Genomic DNA, 25,734 nt, shown 5'->3' with positions numbered 1-25,734 from the left:
AACGGCAACACTCGACAGGACTGTCGGTCCCGGATGGTCGAATGGAGGCATGCGAGCGACGACCACCTACCGGCTGGTGCGTCAGCCCGTCGCGCCCTCGGTCCCGACCCTCGACGAGCACCAGCAGCGCGTCGTGGACCACCCCGGGGGCCCGCTCCTGGTCCTGGCCGGTCCCGGCACCGGCAAGACCACCACGCTGGTCGAGGCCATCGTGGACCGCATCGAGGAGCGGGGCGCGAGCCCCGAGGGGGTCCTCGCCCTGACCTTCTCGCGCAAGGCGGCCGAGCAGCTGCGCGACCGGGTGACCGCCCGGCTGGGCCGCACGACCGCCACGACACTGAGCTCGACGTTCCACTCCTTCGCCTACGGCCTGATCCGGGCCTACGCCCCCGCGGCGCTCTACGAGGCGCCGCTGCGCCTGCTCAGCGCCCCCGAGCAGGACGTCGTGCTGCGCGAGCTGCTCACCGACAGCCCCGAGTCGGTCACCTGGCCTGACTCGCTGTCGCGGGCGCTCGGCACCCGCGGCTTCGCCCGCGAGGTGCACGCGGTGCTGGCGCGGGCCCGGGAGAAGGGCCTCGACGGCACCGAGCTCAGCGCCCTCGGGCGCGAGCACGACCTGCCCGAGCTGGTCGCCGCCGGGCTCTTCCTCGACCAGTACCTCACCAACCTCGACGCCCAGGGCGCGACCGACTACGCCGACCTGATCCGGCGCGCCACGATCGAGGCCGAGGTGCACCGCGACGAGCTGCGTGCCCGCTTCTCCCACGTCTTCGTCGACGAGTACCAGGACACCGACCCCGGCCAGGTCGCGCTGCTGCGTGCGATCGCCGGCGACGGGCGCAACCTCACCGTGGTCGGCGACCCGCACCAGTCGATCTATGCCTTCCGCGGTGCCGAGGTGCGCGGCATCCTCGACTTCCCGACCGCGTTCCCGCGCTTCGACGGCCGCCCCGCCGACGTGATCGCGCTGCGCACCACCCGCCGCTTCGGCCCGCGCCTGCTGCTCGCCTCCCAGCGCGTCGCGCGGCGCCTCGCCCTGCCGGGCAGCATCGACGCCGCGGCCCGCGAGGCGTTCCTCAACCCGCGCAGCGAGGGGGCGGCGTACGGCCCCGGCAAGGTGGTGGTCCGCACCTTCGACACCGAGCGCGCCGAGGCCGAGCACCTCGCCGACCTGCTGCGTCGCGCCCACCTCGAGGACGGCATCGGCTGGGACGAGATGGCGGTGCTGGTCCGCTCCGGGCGCTCCTCGATCCCGCCGCTGCGCCGGGCCCTCGGGGCCGCCGGCGTACCCGTCGAGGTCGCCAGCGACGAGGTGCCGCTGGTGCGCGACCCCGCCGTGCTGCCGCTCATCGACGCGATGCGCGTGGTGATCGGGCTCGACGAGGAGCAACCCGAGGAGCCCGCGCGGCCGGAGCCGGGGGAGCCCGTCGAGCCCGGCGAGCCAGCGGGCCGCGGTGCCCGCCCCGACCCCGCCGACCAGCGCGAGCCGGTCGACGCCGGTCGCGCGGAGTCGCTGCTGCTCAGCCCGCTCGGCGGCATGGACGCCGGCGAGCTGCGCCGGCTCGCGCGCCAGCTGCGGGTGCGCGAGAAGGCCCGCGCGAGCGAGGCCGGCGAGTCGCCGCGAGCCTCGCGCGAGCTGGTGCGCCTCGCCGTGGTCGACGCCTCCTTCCTCGACGGCGTCGAGGGGCCCGAGGCCGCGCGCGCCCGGGCGCTGGCCGGGCTCCTCGCCGGGGCCCGCGCCGACCTCAGCGCCGGGGCCTCGGCCGAGGAGGTGCTCTGGACCCTGTGGTCGGGCACCGGCTGGCCCGCGCGTCTGCGCCGCGCCGCCGAGGCCGGCGGTCCCGGCGCGCGCCGCGCCCACCGCGACCTCGACACGATCTGTGCCCTCTTCGAGCTGGCCGCGCGGGCAGAGGAGCAGCGCGACCACCTGGGCGTCCGCAACTTCCTGGCGATGCTGGTCGCCCAGCAGATCCCCGCCGAGACCCTCGCCGACCGTGGCGCCCGCGGGGCCGCCGTCCGGCTGCTCACCGCCCACCGCTCCAAGGGCCTGGAGTGGCGCCTGGTCGTGCTGGCCCACGTGCAGGAGGAGGCCTGGCCCGACCTGCGCCGCCGGGCCACGCTGCTCCAGGCCGACCGGATCGGCACCGACGGGATCGTGCCGCCGGTCTCGGTGCGCGAGCTGCTGATGGAGGAGCGGCGGCTGTTCTACGTCGCCTGCACCCGGGCCCGCCAGCGGCTCGTGGTCACCGCCGTGGCCTCGCCCGACGACGAGGGGGAACAGCCCTCGCGCTTCCTCGACGAGCTCGGGGTCACCGTCGAGAAGGTCACCGGCCGTCCCGCGCGACCGCTGTCGATGGACGGACTGGTCGCCGAGCTGCGCCGCACCCTCGCCGACCCCGAGACCTCCGAGCCGCTGCGCGCCGCCGCGGCCAGCCGACTGGCGCGCCTGGCCCGCGAGACGGTCGGCGACCGGCTCCTGGTGCCCCAGGCCGACCCGTCGTCGTGGTGGGGCACCCGTGCCACCACCCGCTGCGCGGCGCCGATCCGCGACCCCGAGCGTCCGGTTCCGGTCTCGGCCAGTGTGCTGGAGTCGATGCTGGTCTGCCCGATGCAGTGGTTCCTGGAGCGGGAGGCCGGCGGCATCGCTCGCTCGCACCAGTCCGCCAACCTCGGCCAGATCGTGCACGCGCTGGCGCAGCGGGTCGCCGACGGGGAGATCCCGGCCGGCCCCGACGACGCCGACCTGCTGATGGCCCACGTCGAGGAGGTGTGGCCGCGCCTGGAGTTCCGCACCCCCTGGTCCCGGGCCCGTGAGCACGCCCGGGTCCGCACCGCGCTGGCACGCTTCCTGCGCTGGCACCACGACAACCCCCGCCGCCTGCTCGCCACCGAGCAGCACTTCGCGACCGTCGTCGAGCTCGACGACGGCGAGCAGGTCCGGCTCACCGGCTACGCCGACCGCCTCGAGCTCGATGCAGCGGGACGCGTGGTCGTGGTCGACCTCAAGACCGGGCGCGGCAAGCCCTCCAACAAGTCGGTCCAGCGCAACGTCCAGCTCGGCCTCTACCAGTACGCCGTGGACGCCGGCGCGGTCGACGGGGTGCTGGAGGAGCAGGTCGGCGCACCCGCGGAGGGGCCGCGGGCCGGCGGTGCCGAGCTGGTGCAGCTCGGCATGCTCGACGACGTGCCGCACGCCGTCGTCCAGCCGCAGGACGCCCAGCCCGACGAGGGCCCGGCCCGTGAGGAGCTGCGCGGCCACCTCGGCCGGGTGGCGACGCTGCTGCGCACGGAGTCCTTCCCCGCGGTCGCCGGCCAGCACTGCCGCGACTGCGCGTTCGTCCCGTTGTGCCCCATCAAGAGCGCCGGAGCCGTGATCAGCCAGTGACGACCCCTCAGCCGCCCGCCGACGACCTGCTGGACACCGACGTACCCCTGCTCGGCGTCCCCACGACCGACACCCAGCGCGCCGCCGCGCCGGCCGGTCCGGCGCCGTTGCGCATCGAGAGCCCGGCGGACCTCCAGGAGGTCATGAAGACCCCCTACGCCCCCAGCGAGCAGCAGTGGCGGGCGATCTCCGCACCGCTGGCCCCCGCCGTCGTCATCGCCGGCGCCGGGTCGGGCAAGACCACGCTGATGGCCGCCCGGGTGGTCTACCTCGTCGCCACCGGCCAGGTGCGTCCCGAGGAGGTGCTCGGCCTGACCTTCACGACCAAGGCCGCCAGCGAGCTGCGCCAGCGCATCCGCGCGGCGCTGCGCACCGCCGGGGTGCTCGACGACCCGGAGACCGGCCCCCGGCCGGGAGAGGAGCTAGAGGAGGTCCTCGAGCCGACCGTGCTCACCTACAACGCCTACGCCGCCCAGCTGCTCACCGAGCACGGCCTGCGCATCGGCCACGAGCCGGACACCCGGGTCATCACCGACGCGGCGCGCTACCAGCTCGGCGCCCGCGTCGTGGACCGCTACACCGGCTCGGTCACCCAGCTGACCGACCACCCTGAGACCGCCATCCAGAACCTCCTGGCCCTCGACGGCGCGATGAGCGAGCACCTCGTCGGCCCCGACGACGTACGCCGCGTCGACGCCGAGGCGCGGCGCGGCTTCGAGGACGCTCTCGCCGAGGAGCGCGCGGGCAAGGACCGCACCACCTACCGCGAGCCGATCGAGAAGGCGATCTCGGCAATCGACCGCCGGGGCGAGCTCCTCGGTCTGGTGGCCGGCTACCGCCGGCTCAAGCGCGAGCTCGGGCTGATGGACTTCTCCGACCAGATCGAGCTCGGCGCCCGGCTGGCCAGCGAGCAGCCCGACGTCGGCGCGCTGGAGCGGGGCAAGTTCAAGGTGGTCCTCCTCGACGAGTACCAGGACACCTCCGTGGCCCAGGCGACGATGCTGTCGCGGCTCTTCTCCGGCCCGACGCCCGCCGCCGGGCGGGGGCACGCCGTCACCGCGGTCGGCGACCCCAACCAGGCCATCTACGGCTGGCGCGGCGCCTCGGTCTCCAACATCCTCAACTTCGCCGACACCTTCCCGGCGGCCGCCGGCCCGGTGCCGACCTACCCGCTCACGGTGAACCGTCGCTCCGACGCGCGGATCCTCGAGGTGGCCAACCGGCTCGCCGCGCCGCTGTACGACAAGTACGACCAGGTCGACCCGCTCGAGGCCAAGCCAGGTGCCGAGCCGGGCACGGTCTCGGCGCAGGTGCACCTCACCCACGCCGACGAGCTCGACGCGCTGGTCACCGGCGTGCGGGCCGCGCACACCGGCGCCTGGTCCGACATCGGGGTGCTGACCCGCGACAACGCCCATGCCGAGGACGTCTTCGACGCCCTCACCGGCGCCGGGATCCCCGTGGAGATCGTCGGGCTCTCCGGCCTGCTGCGCCTGCCGGAGGTCGCGGAGGTCGTCGCGGTGCTGCACCTCATGCACGACGTCACGGCCAACTCCGCGATGCTGACCCTGCTCAGCGGGCCGCGCTGGGCGATCGGACCGCGTGACCTGCGGCTGCTGGCCCGCCGCGCCGAGGAGCTGGCCGGCGGCCGGGCGCGGGGCGCCGAGCCCGCGACGGTCACCGACCACCTGGTCGCGATCACCGACGGCATCGACCCGGCCGAGATCCCCTGCCTCGACGACGCGCTCGCCGATCCCGGCGACCCGGCCGAGCACCCCTACAGCCCGGAGGCGCGCGAGCGGTTCGCGCTGCTCGCCGCGGAGCTGCGGATGCTGCGCAGCCACGTCGGTGACCCGCTGCTCGACATCGTGCGCCGCATCATCGACACCACCGGTGCCGACATCGAGCTCGCCTCCGCCGTGAGCGACGCGGCCGCCGCCCGGCGCGACAACCTCGACCTGTTCGTCAAGGCGGTCGCCGACTTCGAGGCCGTCGACGGGGACGTCTCGCTCGCGGCGCTGCTGGCCTACCTCACCGCTGAGGACGACCAGGGCAACGGCCTCGACGTGGCCACCCCCACCGAGGCCGACTCGGTCAAGCTGCTCACGGTGCACCGCTCCAAGGGCCTGGAGTGGGACGCGGTCTTCCTGGTCGGGGTCTGCGAGAGCCGGTTCCCCTCGGGGCGCTCGCGCACCCTGTGGACCTCCTCGCCCTCGATCCTGCCGGCGCCGCTGCGCGGGGACGCCGCCGACCTGCCCCAGCTCGACGGCTACGACAAGACCGCACTGTCCGCCTACCGCGACGCCACCCGCGCCCACGACGCCGAGGAGGAGCTCCGGCTGGGCTACGTCGCCTTCACCCGCGCGGCCCACTCGCTCGCGGTCTCCAGCTACTGCTGGTCGACCCGGTCCACCCCGTTCGGGCCCTCGGCCTACCAGGAGGTGGTCCGCGAGCAGCTCGAGGCGTGGGGCGAGCCGGTCGAGGGCTGGCTGGAGAAGCCGGCCAAGGGCGACCCCAACCCCTACGACGCGGTGGACCCGTCGCGACCCTGGCCGGTGACCGAGGCCGGCATGGAGGCCGCGCTGCGCCTCGAGGCCGCCCGCCGCCTGCGCGCCGCGGACCCCGAGGCGCCCGACCTCGACCTCGACATGGTCGAGGCCGCGGTGGTCGCGGAGTGGGACGCCGAGCTGGAGCGCCTGCTCACCGAGGCGCGACGCGACCGGGCCACCGAGATCGACGTCGAGCTGCCGAGCAGCCTCTCGGCGACCGCGGCCGCCCGGCTGCGCGACGAGCCCGCGGAGTTCGCCCGCGACCTGGCGCGACCGATGCCGCGCCGGCCCTCGGCGGCGGCACGCTTCGGCACCCGCTTCCACTCGTGGGTCGAGGCCCGCTTCGGCCAGCAGGACCTCTTCGACTACGACGACCTGCCCGGTCGCGCGGACGCCGGCATCGACGACGACACCGACCTCAAGGAGCTCATCACCCGCTTCGAGCACGGCCCGTTCGGCACCCGGGTGCCGCACCAGGTCGAGGCGCCGTTCGCGCTGGTGCTCGACGGGCAGGTGGTGCGCGGACGCATCGACGCGGTCTACACCGAGACCGCTCCCGACGGGGCCCCCGGCTACCTGCTGGTGGACTGGAAGACCAGCCGCCACCAGGACTCCGAGCCGCTCCAGCTGGCGATCTACCGCCTCGCCTACGCCGAGCTGCACGGCGTACCGCTGGAGCGGGTGCGGGCCGCGTTCTTCTACGTCCGCACCGGTGAGCTGATCGAGCCCGGGCACCTGCCGGGGCGCGTGGAGCTGGAGGAGCTGTTCAGGCCCTGACCGGGGCCGGGTGCGCCGACAGCCACCGCTGCACCCCCAGTGCGGCCGCGCGTCCCGCCCGGTTCGCGCCGATCGTGCTCGCCGAGGGGCCGTAGCCGACCAGCTGGACCCGCGGATCGCGTACCGCCGTGGTCCCGGCCTCGTCGAGCTGGATCCCGCCGTGCTCGCTGCGCAGGTGCAGCGGCGCGAGGTGGGACAGCACCGGACGGAACCCGGTGGCCCACAAGATCACGTCGACCGTCTCGAACGACCCGTCGGCCCAGCGCACGCCGTCCGGCTCGATCCGGGCGAACATCTCGCGACGGCGGTAGGCGCCCCGCCGCTCCGCCTCCCGCTCCTGGGGCCGCAGCGCCAGGCCGGTCACGCTCACCACGCTGCGCGGCGGCAGCCCGCGGCGTACCCGGTCGGCCACCATGGCCACCGCCTCGCGGCCCCGCTCCGGGTTGAAGTCGTCGCTGCGCCACACCGGCGGGCGGCGGGTCACCCACAGCGTCCGGGTCAGCGGCGCGAGCTCGCCGAGCAGCTGGATCGCCGAGGCCCCGCCCCCGACCACGAGCACGGTGCGGCTGCGGAAGGCCTCGGCGCCGCGGTAGTCGTGGGTGTGCAGCTGCTCGCCCAGGAACGTGGCCGCGCCGGGGTAGGCCGGGATGAAGGGCCGGGTCCAGGTGCCGGTCGCGCTGACCACGGTGCGGGTGCGCCAGCGGCCCTGCGGCGCCTCGACCTCGAGCAGCGAGGCGGGGCCGTCGCCGAGCGGGCGCACCCGCCGCACCTGCACGGGACGCACGACCGGGAGCGCGTGGGCGGCTTCGTACTCGGCGAAGTACGCCGGCACCGCGAGGTTCGCCCGTTCCTCGGAGACCGGCAGGGGAGCGGCGTCGGGGAGCGCGGCCACCCCGTGCACGTCGCGCATGGTCAGGGAGTCCCAGCGGTGCTGCCACGCGCCGCCCGGCGCGGAGTCGGCATCGAGCAGCAGGTGCGCGATCCCGCGCCGTTTGAGGTGGTACGACGCGGAGAGCCCGGCCTGCCCGGCGCCGATGACCAGGGCGTCCCACACCGTGCGCGTCGTCTCCATGTGGCCCCAACGCCGCGGACCCGGGTCAGGCTTCCCGGCCCCGGAATGGCATCCTCGACAGGTGAGCTCCCCGCGTCGCGTCAGTGCCTTCCACCTCGTCCTCGCCCTCATCTGCCTGCTGCCCGCCGGCTGGGGCGCCCTGTGGGCGTTCAGCGGGGACGAGGGCGGCCAGGCGCTCGGGTTCGCCCTGCTCGGGTTCTTCGGCGCCGGCGCGTTCGTGCTCGCCAGGCGGGCCTTCGCCGACAGCTGAGCGGTCCCCGCGAGCCCAGCCCGCGACACTCAGCCCGCGACACTCAGCCCGTGAGGCTCAGCCCGCGAACCCGGCCGCGAGCGCGATGCGCACCATCGCGCCGAAGGTCTGCTCGCGCTCCTGCGCGGTGGTCTCCTCGCCGGTGACGATGTGGTCGGAGACCGTGCACACCGCCAGTGCGCGCCGACCGTGCCGGGCGGCGAGGGTGTAGAGCGCGCTGGTCTCCATCTCCACCGCGAGCACGCCGTGCTCGGCCATCCGGGCCGTCACGTCGGTGCGCGGGTGGTAGAAGGAGTCGCTGCTGAGGACCAGCCCGACGTGCACCCCCGCGCCTTCGGCGTGCTGCGTCGCGGCGTCGCGGGCCGCCCGCAGCAGCTCGAAGTCGGCGACCGGGGCGTAGTCCCAGCCGTCGAAGCGGATCCGGTTCATCGAGGAGTCCGTGCACGCTCCCGAGGCGAGGACCAGGTCGCGCACGGCCAGCCGCTCGCTGAGCGCGCCGCACGAGCCCACCCGGATGACCGTGCGCACGTCGTACTCGGTGAACAGCTCGTGGACGTAGATCGCCATCGACGGCTGGCCCATCCCCGAGCCCTGCACCGACACCGGCCGGCCCTGCCAGGTCCCGGTGTAGCCGTACATGCCGCGCACCTCGCTGTAGCAGCGCGCGTCCTCGAGGAAGGTCTCCGCGATCCAGCGGGCGCGCAGCGGGTCCCCGGGCATCAGGACGAGCGGGGCGATGTCACCGGGGGCGGCGCCGATGTGGGTGCTCATCGGGGCAGCGTAGGTCGCGGCCGGCCGTGTGCCCAGAGGTGCGGGCTAGCCTCGTCGCGTGCCCCAGCCCCACGAACGCCCCCGCGAGAAGCCCCGCGAGAAGCCCCACGAGAAGCCCCACGAGAAGCTCAGCGCCCACCCCCACGACCGCGCCGGTGTCCACCGTGGCGACGACGCCTGGCTCGAGCAGCGCTGGAACGACCCCGCCTCACGCGCCCTCGTCGTGTCCGGCACCCGGATCCGGCCGCAGGGCGGGGATGTCGGCTGGGTGCCGACCGCGCAGGCGCCGGACGGACTGCGGGTGCTGCTCGGCGAGCAGGACGGACGGGCCTGGTTCGCGGTGGTCGTCGACGCCGAGCGAGCCCGCGAGGAGGAGGGCTGGGTCCCGCTGCGCGGGCTGCTGCCGCACCTCGCCGACGACGCGATGACCGGCGTCCCGCTGGTCTTCCACGCGCTCGGCCTGGCGGAGTGGCTGTTCGTCACCCGCTTCTGCCCGCGGTGCGGCGGCGGGCTGACGCCTCGCAAGGCCGGTCACGAGCTGGTCTGCGACGGCTGCGGGCGATCGCAGTTCCCGCGCACCGACCCGGCCGTGATCATGCTGGTCACCGACGGCGAGCCCGGGAGCCCCGAGGAGCGCTGCCTGCTGGGGCGCCAGTCGGTGTGGCCGCCGGGCCGCTACTCGACGCTGGCCGGCTTCTGCGAGCCCGGGGAGACCCTCGAGGACGCCGTACGCCGCGAGGTCGCCGAGGAGGCGGGGGTGCGGATCGGCGAGGTCACCTACTTCGGCAGCCAGCCCTGGCCGTTCCCGGCCAGCCTGATGGTCGGCTTCCTCGCGCGTGCGGAGAGCACGGACATCACGGTGGACCTCGACGAGATCGAGGAGGCGCACTGGTTCACCCGCGAGCAGGTGCGGGCCGGCGCCGTCGACGGCAGCCTGGTGCTCCCCGGTGGTGTCTCGATCAGTCGGTCGCTGGTCGAGCACTGGTACGGCGAGCCGCTGCCCGGCCACTGGTGAGCAGCGGCCGGGCCGGACCCGCTCAGCCCAGCGAGGCGATCTTCTCCTTGACCTGGGCCAGCGAGGGGTTCGTCTGGGCGGTGCCGTCGCTGTAGACGAGGGTCGGCACCGTCTGGTTGCCGCCGTTGGCCTGCTCGACGATCAGGGCGGCGTCGGGCACCTGCTCGATGTCGACGATGTCGTAGCTGATGCCCTCGCGGTCGAGCTGGCTCTTGAGCCGGTGGCAGTAGCCGCACCAGGGGGTCGTGTACATCGTGAAGGAGCTCATCTGGGACTGTCGCCTCCGACGTCTAGGGTTCGAGATACCGCTCGATCCAACCACCCCGATCCAGGAGATGTTCCCCCCGATGTCCGCTGTGGACCCCGACCAGCTGCTTGCCGCCCTCGACCCCGAGCAGCGACGGGTCGCGGAGGCCCTGCGGGGCCCGGTGCGGGTGCTGGCCGGTGCCGGCACCGGCAAGACGCGGGCGATCACCCACCGCATCGCGTACGGCGTCGCGAGCGGCGTCTACGCGCCCTCGGAGGTCCTCGCCGTCACCTTCACCACCCGTGCGGCCGGCGAGATGCGTCAGCGGCTGCGCACCCTGGGCGCCGGGCCGGTCCAGGCCCGCACGTTCCACTCCGCGGCGCTGCGCCAGCTGCGCTATTTCTGGCCGCGCGCCTACGGCACCGAGCTCCCCACGCTCATCGACTCCAAGATGGGCCTGCTCGCCGGTGCGGCGCGCCGCCAGCGCATCCAGACCGACCAGGCGCTGCTGCGCGACCTCGCCTCGGAGATCGAGTGGGCCAAGGTCAGCAACGTCCACCCCGACGACTACGCCAAGGTCGCGATCCAGCGCGGCCGCACGGTGACCGGCCAGGACCCCGAGACCGTCGGGCGGGTGTTCGGCAGCTACGAGGAGGTCAAGCGCGGCCAGGGGCGCATGGACATGGAGGACGTCCTGCTGCTGACCGCCGGCCTGCTCGCCGACGACGAGCGCGTCGCGGCCCAGGTGCGCCAGCAGTACAAGTGGTTCGTGGTCGATGAGTTCCAGGACGTCTCGCCGCTCCAGTCGGCCCTGCTCGACCTGTGGCTCGGCGGGCGCAACGAGATCTGCGTGGTCGGCGACCCGGCCCAGACCGTCTACAGCTTCGCCGGCGCCAACGCCGACTACCTGCGCGAGTTCCCGCGCAAGCACACCGGCACCACCTCGATCGAGCTCGTGCGCAACTACCGCTCCACCCCGGAGATCGTGGGGGCGGCCAACACGCTGCTCGCCGGATCCGGGAGCGAGGGTGTCCAGCTGCGCGCCCAGCGCCCCGCCGGCCCGGCCGTCACCTACACCCAGCACTCCGACGAGGTCGCCGAGGCCGAGGCCGTCGCGGCCCAGGTGCTCCGGCTGCGCGACGCCGGCCGTCCGCTCGGCGAGGTCGCGATCCTCTTCCGCATCAATGCCCAGTCCGAGACCTTCGAGGAGGCGCTGGCGGCCCGCGGCATCCCCTACGTCGTCCGCGGCGCGGCCCGCTTCTTCGACCGGCCCGAGATCCGCGAGGCGGTCACCCGCATCCGTGGCGCGGCCCGGTCGGGGGAGGGCAGCGAGCCCGCCGAGACCGTGCGCGCGATCCTGGCCGGCATGGGCTGGACCCCCGACGCCCCCACCGCCCGCGGCCAGACGCGGGACCGGTGGGAGTCCTGGCAGGCGCTGGTCGACCAGGCCACCGAGTTCGCCGCGGCCGGCGGCGGCCTTGATGCCTTCGTCGACGACCTCGACCGGCGCGCCGCCGAGCAGCACGCCCCGGTCGCGGCCGGCGTCACGCTCGCGACCTTCCACGCCGCGAAGGGCCTGGAGTGGGACTCGGTGTTCCTGTGCGGTCTGCAGGACGGCACCATGCCGATCACCTACGCCGAGACGCCCGCCGAGATCGAGGAGGAGCGGCGCCTGCTCTACGTCGGCATGACCCGCGCGCGCCTCGACCTGGCGTTGTCGTGGGCGCAGGCGCGCAACCCCGGCGGGCGCGGCAGCCGCAAGCCCTCGCGCTTCCTGGACCCGCTGCTGCCCGACAGCGCCCGCGCCCCGGAGCCGCGGTTGCGCCGCAGCAAGGTCGCCAGCTGCCGCGAGTGCGGCAAGCCGCTGATGACCGGCCTGGAGAAGAAGCGCGGCCGGTGCGAGGACTGCCCGGCCTCCTACGACGAGGCGCTGTTCGAGCGGCTGCGCGAGTGGCGCAAGGACCGCGCGGCCGAGGAGAGCGTGCCGGCGTTCGTCATCTTCACCGACGCCACCCTCCAGCTGATCGCCGAGCAGAAGCCCCGCACCCCGCAGGCGCTGCTCAAGATCGGCGGCATCGGGAAGTCCAAGGTGGACCGGTTCGGTGAGGACGTGCTCGCGCTCATCGAGTGAGCCGCGGCCCCGGGTGCCCCGATTCAGGCGGCCCGGAAAGTTTCCCTCGAAATAGTCATTAAATGGTTTGCCCATGACGTGACGCACGCGATAACTTCGCCTCATTACTGACGCGCACCCACGGCTCTGACACGGCCGGCGCCCGATGCCTTGAAGGAGGTGGCCCCAGATGGACAGCACCAAGCTCGCGATGACGGCTCAGCTTCCGTCCGGCTACGCCACGTCCGCATGCGCCAAGGATCTCCGTGCGCCCGCCGTCGTGTCCGCTGCCCAGGGGACCGCTGTGCCCACGTCCGTGCGTGAGCGTTCCGACATCGGCGCCATCAAGGGCGGCGTCACGGGCGCCATCAACGCCGGCGTCCCGGCCATGGGTCACGTGTGGGGACACACCGACCGTCGCATCGACGCCGACTTCCCGGGGACCAGTGCCTGGAGACCACCGAGCTGCTGAGACATCAGCAACCGGCACCTCCAGGCCGCGGATCCCGACACCGGGATCCGCGGCTTTTTCGTTGTCGCGAGAAGGCCACCAGCTCCACCTGCATCCGCGATCACTGAACGAAGGAGGTGAAAACATGACCATCAGCGTCCTCGACCGCCCCGCCGGCGCCCCGACCCTCGGCCTGCTCCACGACCAGGCGAGCCGGGTCGACGAGGAGAGCCTGCCGTGCCGGGTCCGCAACCCCGAGCTCTGGTTCGCCGAGTCACCCAGCGACGTGGAGTCCGCCAAGGCCCTCTGCCAGGGATGCCCCGTGCGGGCCACCTGCCTCGACGGAGCCCTCGACCGCCGCGAGCCCTGGGGTGTCTGGGGCGGAGAGCTGTTCCTGCACGGAGTGGTGATCCCCCGCAAGAGACCCCGCGGCCGTCCCCGCAAGGACCAGCCCGCCGCCTAGGAGCACCTCGGCACCTCAGTCCCTCTGTCCCTCAGCACCCAGGCGGACCCGACCACCCGACCATCCCGACCAGAAGAGACCGACATGTTCCTTCTCCACGAGAACATCGCCCGCGTGCAGATGTGCGCTCGGCGAGGAGAGGCCCAGCAGCGTCGCCGGGGTCACGAGCTCGCTCGTGCCCACCGACTGACCCGCCGCGCCGAGGTCGCCGCCCAGCAGGCGCGCACCGCACTCGCCCGCGCGCTCTGAGCGCGCCCCTCGACCAGGAAGAACCGGACACCGATGAACACCTTCCCGCAGGACGGCTCGCCGATCGCGAGCTCGACCGACCCCGCCGGTGTGAACCCTCACGCCGACACCGACTTCGACCGGAGCACCGACATGAATCTGATGCACGAGAACCTGGCACGCGTCCAAATGGCCGCGCGCCTGGGAGAGGCGCAGGAACGTCGCCGCGGCTACCACCTGTCGCGGGCGGCCAGGCTCAGCCGCAAGGCCGAGCAGGCAGCTCAGCAGGCGCGCCTCGCCCTCGCGCGGGCCCTCTGAGAGCGCGGCGGGGCCGCACTGGCAGCGGCCCCGACCCGGCACCCTGATCGCGGGTGCATGCAGGAACCGGCTGGGCACGACTCCCGCGTCGTGCCCAGCCGGCTGCGTCCGACGCCCTCGTCGCCGGCAGTAGCCTCGGGGGATGAGGATCTGCGACTTCTGCGGACGTCGTGAGGAGGACGAGCCCGACCCGGTGGTCCGGCTCTCCTGGACCACGGCGGTCGAGAACGGTCGGGCGCGCACGTTCTGCCCGACCTGCTCGCGCGAGCACCTGCGCGCGATGGAGGGCAAGCTCGACAGCGAGTGGTGGTGAGCCGCGTCCCTCAGGCGGGGGAGGCGGCGAGGACGCCCCAGGCGCACCCGCACGCCGGGTGACGCGACCAGGTCTCCCGGGTCACCGTGAGGTCGTCGTCGACCCGGACGGTGGCCGACCAGGTCGACGGGGTGCGCCCCTCGGCCCACAGTCGCAGGTCGCCGGCCGCCCAGCTGATCGCCAGCGCGTGGCGGACCGGGTCGCGCGGCGGCGGCTGCTGACCCGCCGCCTGCTCGACCAGCACCGGCCAGCGCGGATCGCGGGTGCTGCGGTGGGCGTCCACGCAGCGCACGCACGCCGAGACACCGGGGACGACGAACGGCCCGATGACGGTGCCGGCATGGTCGCTGGCGACCACGAGGTGGGGCAGGCCGGTGCGGGTCGCCTCGTCGAGGTCGCCGCGTGCCAGGACGCCGTCGCGCACCACCAGCGCGCACAGCGACGACGGACCGGACGCTCCCTCCCCGTCCCGGTGGGCCGGGAGGGGCGCGCCGGGTGCGAGCACACCCAGGCCCGCGCGGCGCAGGACCGCCCCGAGCGCGGCGGTGAGCTCGTCGGGGGCATCCACCACGACCACGCAGGAGCGATGCAGCCCGCGGCGTACGACGTCGGCCGCGGGGTCCTCGAGCAGGCCGGCGGCCTCGAGGCGGCTCAGCGCCGCGCGGGCGGCAGGGGAGTCGGGGCAGGGCTCCTCGCCCGCGCGCAGCCGGCTGAGCAGCCCACGCACCTCCGGCACGTCGCGCAGGACGACCGCGGGACCCAGGCCGACCTGCAGGTGGTCGCGGTCGCGGCGCAGGAGCGGGACGCCGACCGGAAGGCGGGGCGGGACGGGCATGGGCCGAGCCTCACACGGGTGGCGTCGGTGCCGCCGACGCTCTCCACAGCCGCGACGCGGGCGCCGGGAAATGACCACGGCGGCGCCTCCCTGTCGGGAGGCGCCGCCGGAACAGCTCCGTGGCTGGGTGCGCTGAAGTCAGCTCACGCCTTGCCGAGGATGCGGTTGAGGTTGGTCGAGCACACCGGGCACGTGGCCTTGGCCATGCGGGTGCCCTTGTCGTTGACCTTGACCTCGCCCTCGGCCTCGCGCTTCTCCTTGCACTTCACGCAGTAGAACTCGCCGCTCCAGGTCTCCGCCATGGGGGCCTCCTTGCCTAGTCTCACTCGGTCGTCGCAGCGGGCTGGTAGGGGAGCCCGCCGGGTTCCGCGGCTCGGCGCGGGACCGAGTCGACCCTACGGCACGCCCGCGGGCCTGCACAGCGCGCCGCTCCGGGCCACGGCGCGCCGTAGATTGCGCCTCATGGCCCAGCTCTCGCACCTTCGTCTCGACCGACCGTTCCCCGGGGTGGCGCTGCTGACCCTCGACAACCCCGACCAGCGCAACGCGATGTCGGCCGCGATGACCGGCGCCTGGGTCGAGGCGATCGACGAGCTCGCTGCCGACCGCTCGGTACGCGCGGTGGTCGTCACCGGCTCCGGATCGGCCTTCTGCTCCGGCGGTGACACCGCCTGGATCGCGGGGGAGCCCGACGCGAGCGTCGATGAGCTGCGCACCCGGATGCTCGCCTTCTACCGGTCCTGGCTCTCCATCCGCCGCCTCGAGGTCCCCACCATCGCCGCCCTCAACGGGCCGGCGGTGGGCGCCGGGCTGTGCCTCGCCCTGGCCTGCGACCTGCGCTACGCCGCCGCCGGCGCGCGTCTCGGCGTCCCCTTCGTGCGCCTCGGCATGCACCCGGGCATGGCGGGCACCCACCTGCTGCCCGAGGTGGTCGGGCCCGCGCACGCCCGTGACCTGATGCTGACCGGACGGATGGTGGAGACCGACGAGGCGCTGCGGATGGGGCTCGTCTCCGCGGTGCACGAGCCGGAGGGCTTCCTCGAGGAGGTGCTGGCCACCGCGCGCTCGATCGCGGAGACCGCGCCGATCGCGAGCCGGCTCACCAAGCTCGCGCTCGCCGACGGCGGCCACGCCGACCTCGAGGCCGCGCTGCAGTGGGAGGCGATGGCCCAGCCGATCACCCTGGCCACCGAGGACCTCCAGGAGGGGATCCGGGCCAAGGACGAGCGCCGGCGCCCGGTCTTCCAGGGCCGCTGAGGCGCCTGCCCGGACACCCACATCCTGTGGAGAACCCTGTGGACACGGGTGCCCGGATCGCCGCCGTCGGCCGTGGTACGCCGCGCTGACCAGCGACGACGTTCGTGCACCGGGTGTGGAGGAAATACAGTGGGGCCTGTGAATGATCTCGGGAGCGAGACCTATGACGCCGGCCCGGTCGCCGCGCTGCGACGCATCGCGTTCCTGCTCGAGCGCGGTCGGGAGGACACCTACAAGGTCAAGGCGTTCCGCAACGCGGCCGCGACGATCCTGCCGATGGCCGACGACGAGGTGCGCCGGTCCGTCGACGACGGCACGCTGGCCAGGCTGCCCGGCATCGGGGCCAGCTCGGCGAAGGTGATCGCCGCCGCGGTCCGCGGGGAGATGCCCGAGCGGCTCGCCCGCGCCGAGGCCGAGCACGGCGGCGAGCTCACCACCGGCGGCCACGCCCTGCACGCGCAGCTGCGCGGCGACCTGCACTCGCACTCGGACTGGTCCGACGGGGGATCGCCGATCGAGGAGATGGCCTTCAGCGCGATCGAGCTCGGCCGCGACTACCAGGTGCTCACCGACCACTCGCCGCGGCTGAAGGTCGCCCACGGCCTGAGCGCGGAGCGGCTCGCGCGCCAGCTCGAGGTCGTCGACGCGGTCAACGAGCATCTCGGCGGCGCCGGCTTCACCCTGCTCAAGGGCATCGAGGTCGACATCCTCGACGACGGTGGACTGGACCAGAGCGAGGAGATGCTGGCCCGCCTCGACGTGCGTGTGGCGAGCGTGCACTCCAAGCTCGCGATGGAGCGCGATGCGATGACGCGGCGGATGGTGGCGGCGGTCGCGAACCCGTGGACGAACGTGCTCGGGCACTGCACCGGACGGCTGGTGACCGGTGGGCGCGGCACCCGCAAGCAGTCCGACTTCGACGCGCGCGCCGTCTTCGAGGCGTGCGCGGAGCACGACGTCGCGGTCGAGATCAACTCCCGCCCCGAGCGGCGCGACCCCCCGACGGCGCTGCTGGAGCTGGCCCGCGACGTCGGCTGCCTGTTCTCGATCGACAGCGACGCCCACGCTCCGGGCCAGCTCGACTTCCTCTGGTACGGCGCGGAACGGGCCGAGGCGGCCGGCATCGACCCGGAGCGCATCGTCAACACCTGGCCGAAGGAGCGCCTGCTGGCCTGGGCCAGCCGCTAGGGTCCGGCCATGGAGACACCGGAGGTCGAGGTGCGCCGCTCGTCGCGGCGCCGCCGCACCGTGTCGGCCTACCGGGAGGGCGAGCGGATCGTCGTGCTGGTCCCGGCCTCGCTCAGCCGTGCCGAGGAGGCCGACTGGGTGGACCGGATGGTGGCCCGCCTGGAGCGCTCCGAGCAGCGCCGGCGCCCCAGCGACGACGACCTCGTCCAGCGTGCCCACGGGCTCAACGACCGCTACCTCGGCGGCCTGGCCCTGCCGGGGTCGGTGCGCTGGGTCGGCAACCAGCAGTCACGGTGGGGGTCCTGCACCCCCGGCGACCGCTCGATCCGGCTCTCCGAGCGGCTCCAAGGGATGCCGGCCTGGGTGATCGACTACGTGCTGGTCCACGAGCTCGCCCACCTGATCGAGCCCAGCCACAACGATCAGTTCTGGGGCTGGGTGGACCGCTTCCCGCAGGCGGAGCGGGCGAAGGGCTACCTGCTCGGCTGGTCCGCCGCCACCGACCTCGGTGCGCCCGACGTCGACTGAGGCAGCGGCGCGGCCAGCGCGTGCTCGACCAGCTCGGCCAGGTCGGGGTCGGGCAGCGCGTCGACCGGCCACCAGCGCAGGTCCAGCGACTCCTCGCTGATCGCGTGGACCGCGTCGCGGGGAGCGATCGCGGCGTAGCGCACGTCGAGGTGGTGCACCGGGTCGCCGGTGGCGCCCGGGCCGCCGCAGAACGGGACCTCGTGCTCGTCGAGGTGCACCGGAACGGCCGTGAGCGCCAAGTCGTGCAGACCCGACTCCTCGGTCGCCTCGCGCAGCGCCGCGGCGGCCAGCGTGGTGTCGCCGGCCTCGCAGTGCCCGCCGAGCTGGAACCACCGCTGCGCCTTGGCGTGCAGCGTGAGCAGGACCCGGCTGCGGTCCGCGCTCAGCACCAGCGTCGAGGCGGTGAGGTGGTCGGGACGGCACTCGCGGCGTACGCCGTCGGGGTGCGCGCGCAGGTGGGCGACGTAGCGCTCGCGCAGCGCCTCCTGGGCAGGCGTGGGCGCCACCCAGGAGGCCAGGACCTGCGACGCGTCGGCGTGCAGGCTCACTTCTCGGAGGGGCCGGTCTCGCCGGACCCGGGGTCCCCGGTCTCGTCGCCGGCGGAGCCGCTGTCCCCGTCGAGCAGCTTGCGCAGCTCGGCGTCGAAGTCGGTCTCGCTGAGCTCGGCCGGCGCGCTGGCGTCCTCACGGAACCCGAGCGGGTCGTCGAGGTCGGCGGCGGTGGGCAGCAGGTCGGGGTGCATCCACACGCCGTCGCGGGCCTCGATGCCCTGACGGGTGCGCAGCGAGCCCCACAGGGTGGAGGCGTCGCGCAGCCGGCGCGGGCGCATCTCGAGCCCGACCAGCGCGGCGAAGGTGTCCTCGGCCGGCCCGCCGGCGGCACGGCGGCGCCGGAACGCCTCCTGCAGCTTGGCGGCGGACGGCATCCGCTCGGTGGTGGCCTGGGCGACGACCTCGTCCACCCAGCCCTCGACCAGTGCGAGCACCACCTCGAGGCGGGTGAGCGCGGCCTCCTGGCGCGGCGACTTCGGGACGTCGAACAGACCGCCCTCGAGCAGCTGCTGCATGGCCTCGGGGTTGCTGGGATCGACCCCGCGCAGCTGCTCCTCGAGGCGGGACTGGATCTGCTCGGCGTCGATCTCGATGCCGCCGGCGTAGTCGCGCACCGCACCGATCACGTGCTCGCGCAGCCACGGGACGTGGGTGAACAGACGCTGGTGGGCGGCCTCGCGCAGGGCGAGGTAGAGCTGTACGTCGTCCGCGCTGACGTCGAGGCCCTCGGCGAACGTCGCGACGTTGGTCGGCAGCAGTGCGGCGCGGCCGGCCGGGGCGAGCGGTACGCCGATGTCGGAGACCGACAGCACCTCGCCGGCGAGGGCGCCGAGGGCGGAGCCGACCTGCTGGGCCAGCATCGCGCCGATGGCCTTGCCCATCATCCCCAGGATCGGGCCGGCCTGGGCCCTGGCCTCCTCGGGCAGTGCGCTGCCCATCGCCTGCACCGACGACGCGGCGATCGGCTCGATCAGGACCTTCCACACGTCGGCGGTCGCCACGATCCACTCCGCGCGGCTCCAGGCAGCGGTGGTCTGGACCCCCGAGGGGAACGAGGTGGTCTCGTCGAGCCAGTGGTCGGCGAGCTGCAGGGCGTCGGCGACGGCGTCCTTCTGACGCTGGCTGATCGAGGGGTCGGAGGCCTGCGCGGCGCTCTTGCGCGCGACGTCGATGGCCACGTCCCAGTTCAGCGGGCCGTCGTAGGGCTGCAGCATCGCCTGGATCTGGCCGAAGAGCTGGTTCAGGTCGGGCATGCCGCCCTGGCCGGGCGTCATCCCGGGGAAGGGGAACCCACCGGGGCCGCCGAGGCCGCCGGCGCCGCCCGCCAGTCCACCGAAGAGATGCTCGAAAGGGGTGCCCTTGAAGGGGTTCTGGCCCTCGTCGGGCCCGTCGGAGGACGGGTTGCCGGGGTCGTTGCTCATGGTCCAACGGTACTTCGCTGGGCAACCGCTCTACGCTCGCGGGCATGTCTCGTTCTGCTGAGTCTCCCGCCGGGCGCTCCGTGGTGCGCCTCGTCGCCCTCCGCGAGGATCCGCTCGACGTCGAGGAGGTGCTCGCCGCCCTCGACGACGACGCGGCGGGTGGGCTCACCCTCTTCGTCGGCCGGGTGCGCGACCACGACGGCGGCAAGGGCGTGATCGGGCTGGAGTACTCCGCCCATCCCAGCGCGCTCGACCGACTGACCGAGGTGTGCGAGCGCATTGCCGCCGAGTACGACGTGCACGGCGTCGCGGCCGTCCACCGCACCGGCACCCTCGCTATCGGCGACGCCGCGGTCGTCATCGCCACCACGGCCGCGCACCGGGGCGAGGCGTTCGAGGCCTCCCGGGCGCTCATCGACACGCTGAAGGCCGAGGTGCCGATCTGGAAGCACCAGCGCTTCGGCGACGGCACCGAGGAGTGGGTCGGCGCGCCCTGAGGGCCGTGCCGCGAGCCTCCCGGCACCCCGGGAGCGCGCGCCGTACCCTTCACGGCGTGGAGATCCTGCTCTGGCTCGTGCCCGCCCTGGTGGCGACCGCCGTCGCCGCCTGCTGGGTGGGATGGGTCGGCCGAGAGCGCGCCGGCGAGGCCGACCGCGAGGTCCTCGCGGAGCGCCTCGCCCGGGCCCTGCAGAAGGACGTGCCGGTGCGCTACGCCGCGCGCACTCCCGAGCGCGACCGCAGCACCGGCATCGCCGTGCGTCCCTCCCGCGACCCGCGGGGCACCGGCTCTGCGGGGCGCCGGGCCTCCTGAGGCGGACGGGTCCGCGAGGTCCGCGCTCGCGGGTTGGCGCCGGATGAGAGACTGACGCCCATGAAGCAGCGTCTGGTCGCCGCCGTCGTGGCGGTGCCGTTGCTGCTCGCCCTGTTCGCGGTCGCCGCGTTCGCCCCGTTGCCGTTCGCGACGTACGGCCCCGGCCTGACGGTGGACGTGCTGGGCAAGGAGGACGGCAAGGAGATCGTGCAGGTCTCCGGGCACCGTTCCTTCCACGACGACGGCGAGCTGCGGATGACCACGGTCTACGTCTCGCTCCCGGGCAGCGACAAGAGCCTGCTGGAGCTGATCGGCACCTGGCTGGACCCCGACCGGGCGGTCTACCCCTACGACGCCGTCTACGAGAAGGACGAGACCGCCGAGGAGAGCCGGATCGCCGGCGCCATCGACATGGTCACCTCCCAGGACGTCGCCGTCGCGGTCGCGCTCGAGGAGCTCGGCTACGAGGTCGAGCCCGCGGTCATGGCCGCGTACGTCGCTCCGGACTCGCCCGCCGAGGGCCGGATCAAGGTCAAGGACCTCTTCGTCTCGGTGAACGGCACCAAGGTCAGCACCCCCGAGGAGCTGGTCGACGCGGTGCGGGCCACGCCGCGGGGGGAGAAGGTCCGGCTGCGGATCCTGCGCGACGGCACCCCGCGCACCGTGGCGCTGACCCCCGACATCGTCGACGGCGAGCCCCGGATCGGCGTCTCCGCCGGCACCGGCTTCCGCTTCCCGTTCCAAGTGTCGGTCTCCGTCGACCCCGACATCGGTGGTCCGAGCGCGGGCCTGATGTTCGCGCTCGGCATCTACGACACCCTCACCCCTGGCTCGCTGACCGGCGGGCGCGACGTCGCCGGCAGCGGCACCATCGCGCGCGACGGCACCGTCGGTCCGATCGGGGGCATCCAGCAGAAGATCGCGGCGGCCCGCCGCGACGGCGCCGAGCTCTTCCTCGTGCCCTCGGACAACTGCCCCGAGGCGCTCGGTGCGGAGAACGGCGACATGCGCCTGGTGCGGGCGAGGACCATGCACGAGGCGCGCGTGGCCGTCGAGACCTGGGCGGCCGACCCCGATGCCGAACTCCCGAGCTGTGAAGGCTGAGCTGACCCGACGATGAGCGAACCGCACGACCACGAGCAGGACCCGGGGACCGCCGACGGCCCCGAGACGACCGGTCCCGAGGCCCCCGACCTCACCGGCCTGGACGACCTCGACGTCGACCCCGCCCTGGCGTCCGCGGTGCTCGAGATCGAGCACCACGTCGCGGAGGCCGGCTGGGACCAGCCGGCCCGCCTCTACGCCCTCGTCGACACCGCCGAGCTGGTGCGCCGCGAGCCCGCGCTGGCCTCGATGATGGGGCTGGACGCCGCCTCGGCCGAAGGATCCTTCACCCCCGTCGAGCAGGACCAGCTGCGCCCCGACCAGCTCCTCGAGCAGGTCCTCGAGGCGATCACCTGGCCGCCGGAGGTCGCCGGCTGCGCCGCGGTGGTCGAGCGCCTCGTGCTCCCGCCAGACGCCGACGGCGAGGTCCCCGAGGACGCCGCGGCCGCCGAGCAGTACGCCCGCGAGCACCCGGACCGCCAGGAGGTCCGCATGGTCGCCGGCGTGACCCGCGCCGGCGCGACCTACTGCGCCCTGCGTCTGCGCGCCCACGACGAGGACACCTCGGTCGTCGGCGGCACGGACCTGGTGCCTGCCCTGGTGGCCATGCTGGCCGCCACCTTGACCGACGACCCCGACGAGACCGACGAGGCCCGTGCATGACCGGATCGACCCCGTATCCCGCCGTACCAGACATCGCCCGTGACCGGGCACCCGAAGCACCCGAGGTGAAGCAGTGAGCGACCTGTTCGGCTCCGATGACCCCCGCGCCGCGAAGCAGCCGCCGCAACGCTCCGGACGGTCCCGGGCGCTCGTCGTCACCGGCGTCGTGGTGGTCGTGGCGTTCTTCGGGCTGACCACCTTCGCCGGCATCTACACCGACCGGCTCTGGTACCGCGACGGCGGCTACGGCGATGTGTTCACCCGGCTCTTCTGGACCCGCGCCGCGATGTTCCTCGTCTTCGGTGTGGTGATGGCGCTGGTGGTGGGGCTCAACATCCACCTGGCCTACCGGTTCCGTCCGCTGTTCCAGCCGCGCTCCTCCGAGCAGGCCGGCCTGGACCGCTACCGCGACGCGATCGCGCCGGTCCGCACCTGGCTGCTCATCGGCGTCTCGCTGGTCCTCGGCCTCTTCGCCGGCACCTCGGCGCTGGGGGAGTGGCGCAACTACCTGATGTGGCGCAACGGCAAGCCCTTCGGCACCGAGGACGCCCAGTTCGGCAAGGACATCGGCTTCTACGTCTTCGACCTGCCGTTCTGGCACTTCCTGGTCGACTACGCGATGGCGGTCACCATCATCGCCCTGATCGCCGCCGCGCTGGTGCACTACCTGTACGGCGGCATCCGCCTGCAGAGCGCGGGCGACCGGCTCTCCGGCGCCGCCCAGGTGCAGCTCTCGCTGCTGCTCGGCCTGTTCGTGCTCGCCAAGGCGGTCGACTACTGGCTGGACCGCTTCGACCTGGTCCACCAGGGCGGCGGGCTGATCACCGGTGTCACCTACACCGACGAGAACGCCGTGCTGCCGGCCAAGAACATCCTGATGGGCATCGCGGTCATCTGCGCGGTGCTGTTCTTCCTCAACGTGTGGCGCCGCACCTGGACGCTGCCGTCGGTGGGCATCGCGCTGCTGGCGCTCTCGGCGATCCTGCTCGGCGTGATCTGGCCCGGCATCGTCCAGCAGTTCCAGGTCAAGCCCTCCGAGGCCGACAAGGAGGCCACCTACATCGCGCGGAACATCGAGGCGACACGGGCGGCCTTCGACCTCGACGAGATCGAGGAGGTCGACTACGCCTCGACGACGAGCATCAGCGACGCCGACCTCGAGAAGGCGCGCACGGTGCGCTCGCAGGCGGCCTCGGTGCCGCTGGTCGACCCCAAGCTGGTGCGCCAGACCTTCGAGCAGAACCAGCAGGGCCGCGTCTACTACTCGGTGGCCGACGTGCTCGACGTGGACCGCTACCGCATCGGCGGCCGCGACCGCGCGCTCGTCCTCGGCGCCCGTGAGCTCGACCAGAGCGGCCTCAACGAGGGCGACCGCAACTGGTCCAACCTGCACACCGTCTACACCCACGGCAACGGCATCATCGCCGCCTACGCCAACCAGCGCGGCGCCGACGACAACTCCGAGGGCACCGACATCCAGTGGGCGGAGGGCAACCAGACCAACTCCGACGGCAGCCGCCAGGACGCGCTGAGCAAGGCGGTCGGCGGCTACGAGAGCCGGATCTACTTCGGCGAGCAGAGCCCGTCGTACTCGGTGGTCGGCAAGCAGAAGGACGACTCCCCGAGCGTGGAGCTCGGCCTCGCCGGCGCGACCGAGGACGAGGAGCAGACCACGACGTACGACGGCGACGGCGGCGTGCCGATCGGCTCGACCTTCCGTCAGCTGCTCTACGCGATCAAGTTCGGCGAGCCGAACTTCCTGCTGTCCGGGCGCGTGCACAGCGGCAGCGAGATCCTCTACAACCGCACGCCGCGCGAGCGCGTCGAGAAGGTCGCGCCGTGGCTGACCATCGACGACGACTCCTACCCGGCGATCGTGGACGGCAAGATCGTGTGGATCGTGGACGGCTACACCACGACCGACCGTTACCCGTTCTCCGAGCGTGAGTCCTTCGAGGACATGACCGACGACTCGCTGCAGGAGCAGGCCGGTCTGCAGACGCTGCCGACCGACGAGATCAACTACATGCGCAACGCGGTCAAGGCGACCGTCGACGCCTACGACGGCACCGTCACGCTCTACGCCTGGGACGAGGAGGACCCGATCCTCCAGACCTGGCGCAGCGCCTTCCCGGGCACGGTGAAGGACCGCTCGGAGATCTCCGATGAGCTGATGGAGCACCTGCGCTACCCCGAGGACCTGTTCAAGGTCCAGCGTTACCACTACGCGCGCTACCACGTCACCGACCCGGGCGACTGGTACCAGGGCAACGACCGCTGGGCGGTCCCGCTCGACCCGAACAGCACCAACGACCTGCAGCCGCCGTACCGCCTGTTCAACGAGGGCGCGGACGCCGGTGAGGGTGCCAACGGCAAGCAGGACTGGTCGCTCACCTCGGTGTTCGTGCCGTACGGCAAGGAGAACCTCGCCTCGTTCGTGACGGTGAACTCCGACGCCACGTCCGAGGACTACGGCAAGATGACGGTGCTGGAGCTGCAGGACCAGAACACCAAGGGTCCTGGCCTGATCGCCAACGAGTTCAGCAACGACGACGCCGTGCGTGAGGCGCTGCTGCCCTACAACAACAGCCAGTCGCAGCCGACCTACGGCAACCTGCTCACGGTCCCGGTGGCCGACGGCCTGATGTACATCCAGCCGGTGTACGCCGTCCGCGCGGCCTCCAGCGGCGGCTACCCGATCCTGCGCTTCGTGCTCGTGTCCTACGGCGACAGCGTCGGTGTGGGGGAGACCCTGACCACGGCGATCGCCGACGCGCTGAACGTCGAGCTCGGCCCCGGCAGCGGTGGCGCGGGCGGCACCAACGGCGCCGGCAACAACGGTGGCCAGGGCGGTCAGGGTGGCCAAGGCGGCCAGGGTGACGGCAACGGCGGCTCGCTGAGCGTCGACCAGCGCATCGGGCGCATCCTCGGGCAGGCCGACGAGGCCTTCGCCGAGGCCGACCGGGCGCTGGCGGCGGGCGACCTCGCGGGCTACCAGGAGTCGGTGGAGCGGGCCCAGGAGCTGGTCTCCACCGCGATCCGGCTCGCCGAGCAGCGCGACGCCGCGGCGCAGCCGGAGGGCTCCGCCGAGGCTCCCGACGACGCCGAGACCGAGGAGAACCCCCAGGGCTGACCCCGATTTGGTCTTTCCCCGCGGACGTCGTAACGTTCTGTTCACCGACGCGGGGTGGAGCAGCTCGGTAGCTCGCTGGGCTCATAACCCAGAGGTCGCAGGTTCAAATCCTGCCCCCGCTACAAGGAACAAGGCCCGGTCTGCAGCGATGCAGACCGGGCCTTGTGCCATTTGTCGAGTCGGCCCTTGTGGTGGCTGTTTCGTCTTCCGGCGCCTCGACTGAGGGAGACCTGGGGCGCTGCCCGGCCTTGGTGCTCGCCGGCGTGAGCCTGCTCCGCCTGTCAGCGCGGCCGC

25 protein-coding genes and 1 tRNA gene are annotated in these 25,734 nt (G+C 73.5%); 19 read left to right on the top strand and 7 right to left on the bottom strand.

The window, feature by feature from the left end; translation table 11 throughout:
* Positions 1-49: 49 nt before the first annotated feature.
* Both HBO46_RS14915 and HBO46_RS14910 read left to right on the top strand, forming a co-directional pair.
* Positions 50-3,385: an ATP-dependent helicase gene (locus HBO46_RS14915; protein WP_166133096.1), complete on the top strand. Its 3,336-nt coding sequence runs from the start codon at positions 50-52 to the stop codon at positions 3,383-3,385.
* Positions 3,382-6,711 (top strand): ATP-dependent DNA helicase, encoded by a 3,330-nt coding sequence (locus HBO46_RS14910; RefSeq protein ID WP_224769104.1) that lies wholly within the window; start codon positions 3,382-3,384, stop codon positions 6,709-6,711. Before HBO46_RS14915 ends, HBO46_RS14910 begins: the two co-directional genes overlap by 4 nt.
* Here HBO46_RS14910 and HBO46_RS14905 read toward each other — a convergent pair.
* Positions 6,701-7,783: an NAD(P)-binding domain-containing protein gene (locus HBO46_RS14905; protein ID WP_166133094.1), complete on the bottom strand. Its 1,083-nt coding sequence runs from the start codon at positions 7,781-7,783 to the stop codon at positions 6,701-6,703. The genes HBO46_RS14910 and HBO46_RS14905 overlap by 11 nt on opposite strands.
* A gap of 61 nt (positions 7,784-7,844) precedes the next feature.
* On the opposite strand from HBO46_RS14905, the gene HBO46_RS14900 reads away from it, so the two are divergent.
* Positions 7,845-8,033, top strand: coding sequence for a hypothetical protein (locus tag HBO46_RS14900; protein WP_166133091.1), 189 nt, complete (start codon positions 7,845-7,847; stop codon positions 8,031-8,033).
* A 57-nt stretch (positions 8,034-8,090) separates the two neighbouring features.
* Here the strand turns inward: HBO46_RS14900 and deoD are convergent, their stop codons facing one another.
* Entirely contained in the window at positions 8,091-8,804 is a 714-nt protein-coding gene (deoD, locus tag HBO46_RS14895) for a purine-nucleoside phosphorylase (protein ID WP_166133089.1), read from the bottom strand.
* 58 nt (positions 8,805-8,862) lie between these two features.
* On the opposite strand from deoD, the gene nudC reads away from it, so the two are divergent.
* Positions 8,863-9,819 carry an NAD(+) diphosphatase gene (gene nudC / locus HBO46_RS14890; protein WP_166133087.1) on the top strand — a complete coding sequence of 319 codons (957 nt, stop codon included), beginning with the start codon at positions 8,863-8,865 and terminating at the stop codon, positions 9,817-9,819.
* A gap of 22 nt (positions 9,820-9,841) precedes the next feature.
* Here nudC and HBO46_RS14885 read toward each other — a convergent pair whose 3' ends face one another.
* Positions 9,842-10,087, bottom strand: coding sequence for a mycoredoxin (locus HBO46_RS14885; RefSeq protein WP_166133085.1), 246 nt, complete (start codon positions 10,085-10,087; stop codon positions 9,842-9,844).
* Positions 10,088-10,166: 79 nt separating this feature from the next.
* Between HBO46_RS14885 and HBO46_RS14880 the strand changes: the two genes are divergently transcribed.
* From HBO46_RS14880 to HBO46_RS14855, 6 genes are all read left to right on the top strand, one after another.
* Positions 10,167-12,197 carry an ATP-dependent DNA helicase UvrD2 gene (locus tag HBO46_RS14880; RefSeq protein ID WP_166133083.1) on the top strand — a complete coding sequence of 677 codons (2,031 nt, stop codon included), beginning with the start codon at positions 10,167-10,169 and terminating at the stop codon, positions 12,195-12,197.
* A 169-nt stretch (positions 12,198-12,366) separates the two neighbouring features.
* The gene (locus HBO46_RS14875) at positions 12,367-12,648 is read left to right on the top strand and encodes a hypothetical protein (RefSeq protein ID WP_166133081.1); all 282 of its coding nucleotides are present in this window, start codon (positions 12,367-12,369) and stop codon (positions 12,646-12,648) included.
* A 124-nt stretch (positions 12,649-12,772) separates the two neighbouring features.
* On the top strand, positions 12,773-13,090 hold the full coding sequence (locus HBO46_RS14870; protein WP_166133079.1) for a WhiB family transcriptional regulator: 318 nt from the start codon (positions 12,773-12,775) through the stop codon (positions 13,088-13,090).
* Between the two features lie 84 nt (positions 13,091-13,174).
* Complete coding sequence (locus HBO46_RS14865) at positions 13,175-13,339, top strand: hypothetical protein (RefSeq protein ID WP_166133077.1); 165 nt, start codon at positions 13,175-13,177, stop codon at positions 13,337-13,339.
* Positions 13,340-13,372: 33 nt separating this feature from the next.
* Positions 13,373-13,636 (top strand): hypothetical protein, encoded by a 264-nt coding sequence (locus HBO46_RS14860; protein WP_166132898.1) that lies wholly within the window; start codon positions 13,373-13,375, stop codon positions 13,634-13,636.
* 142 nt (positions 13,637-13,778) lie between these two features.
* On the top strand, positions 13,779-13,949 hold the full coding sequence (locus HBO46_RS14855; protein WP_166133076.1) for a hypothetical protein: 171 nt from the start codon (positions 13,779-13,781) through the stop codon (positions 13,947-13,949).
* 10 nt (positions 13,950-13,959) lie between these two features.
* Here the strand turns inward: HBO46_RS14855 and HBO46_RS14850 are convergent, their stop codons facing one another.
* Positions 13,960-14,784 carry a hypothetical protein gene (locus HBO46_RS14850; RefSeq protein ID WP_166133074.1) on the bottom strand — a complete coding sequence of 275 codons (825 nt, stop codon included), beginning with the start codon at positions 14,782-14,784 and terminating at the stop codon, positions 13,960-13,962.
* A 143-nt stretch (positions 14,785-14,927) separates the two neighbouring features.
* On the bottom strand, positions 14,928-15,086 hold the full coding sequence (locus HBO46_RS14845) for a DUF5679 domain-containing protein (protein WP_166133072.1): 159 nt from the start codon (positions 15,084-15,086) through the stop codon (positions 14,928-14,930).
* Positions 15,087-15,246: 160 nt separating this feature from the next.
* On the opposite strand from HBO46_RS14845, the gene HBO46_RS14840 reads away from it, so the two are divergent.
* From HBO46_RS14840 to HBO46_RS14830, 3 genes are all read left to right on the top strand, one after another.
* Positions 15,247-16,041, top strand: coding sequence for an enoyl-CoA hydratase/isomerase family protein (locus HBO46_RS14840; RefSeq protein ID WP_166133070.1), 795 nt, complete (start codon positions 15,247-15,249; stop codon positions 16,039-16,041).
* Positions 16,042-16,179: 138 nt separating this feature from the next.
* Positions 16,180-17,229 (top strand): PHP domain-containing protein, encoded by a 1,050-nt coding sequence (locus HBO46_RS14835; protein ID WP_166133068.1) that lies wholly within the window; start codon positions 16,180-16,182, stop codon positions 17,227-17,229.
* Between the two features lie 9 nt (positions 17,230-17,238).
* Positions 17,239-17,757, top strand: coding sequence for a M48 metallopeptidase family protein (locus HBO46_RS14830; protein ID WP_166133066.1), 519 nt, complete (start codon positions 17,239-17,241; stop codon positions 17,755-17,757).
* Here HBO46_RS14830 and HBO46_RS14825 read toward each other — a convergent pair.
* Positions 17,703-18,305 (bottom strand): NUDIX hydrolase, encoded by a 603-nt coding sequence (locus tag HBO46_RS14825; RefSeq protein ID WP_166133064.1) that lies wholly within the window; start codon positions 18,303-18,305, stop codon positions 17,703-17,705. The genes HBO46_RS14830 and HBO46_RS14825 overlap by 55 nt on opposite strands.
* Positions 18,302-19,729, bottom strand: a complete 1,428-nt coding sequence (locus tag HBO46_RS14820) for a zinc-dependent metalloprotease (RefSeq protein WP_166133062.1) — start codon at positions 19,727-19,729, stop codon at positions 18,302-18,304. The genes HBO46_RS14825 and HBO46_RS14820 overlap by 4 nt, the downstream gene beginning before the upstream one ends.
* A gap of 44 nt (positions 19,730-19,773) precedes the next feature.
* Between HBO46_RS14820 and HBO46_RS14815 the strand changes: the two genes are divergently transcribed.
* The 6 genes from HBO46_RS14815 to HBO46_RS14790 all read left to right on the top strand — a co-directional run bounded on the left by HBO46_RS14815 (position 19,774) and on the right by HBO46_RS14790 (position 25,562).
* Positions 19,774-20,226, top strand: a complete 453-nt coding sequence (locus HBO46_RS14815; RefSeq protein ID WP_166133060.1) for a molybdenum cofactor biosynthesis protein MoaE — start codon at positions 19,774-19,776, stop codon at positions 20,224-20,226.
* Between the two features lie 56 nt (positions 20,227-20,282).
* Complete coding sequence (locus HBO46_RS14810) at positions 20,283-20,540, top strand: hypothetical protein (protein ID WP_166133058.1); 258 nt, start codon at positions 20,283-20,285, stop codon at positions 20,538-20,540.
* Between the two features lie 60 nt (positions 20,541-20,600).
* The gene (locus tag HBO46_RS14805) at positions 20,601-21,644 is read left to right on the top strand and encodes a YlbL family protein (RefSeq protein ID WP_166133056.1); all 1,044 of its coding nucleotides are present in this window, start codon (positions 20,601-20,603) and stop codon (positions 21,642-21,644) included.
* Between the two features lie 12 nt (positions 21,645-21,656).
* Positions 21,657-22,307 carry a PPA1309 family protein gene (locus tag HBO46_RS14800; protein ID WP_224769102.1) on the top strand — a complete coding sequence of 217 codons (651 nt, stop codon included), beginning with the start codon at positions 21,657-21,659 and terminating at the stop codon, positions 22,305-22,307.
* A gap of 73 nt (positions 22,308-22,380) precedes the next feature.
* Entirely contained in the window at positions 22,381-25,440 is a 3,060-nt protein-coding gene (locus HBO46_RS14795) for a UPF0182 family membrane protein (RefSeq protein WP_166133054.1), read from the top strand.
* Between the two features lie 48 nt (positions 25,441-25,488).
* A tRNA-Met gene (locus HBO46_RS14790) sits at positions 25,489-25,562 on the top strand.
* The last annotated feature ends 172 nt before the right edge of the window (positions 25,563-25,734 follow it).

Source organism: Nocardioides ochotonae, from assembly GCF_011420305.2.
GTDB lineage: Bacteria > Actinomycetota > Actinomycetes > Propionibacteriales > Nocardioidaceae > Nocardioides > Nocardioides ochotonae.
The sequence above is the reverse complement of the archived record's forward strand: the minus strand, read 5'-3'. Positions and strand labels throughout refer to the sequence as shown.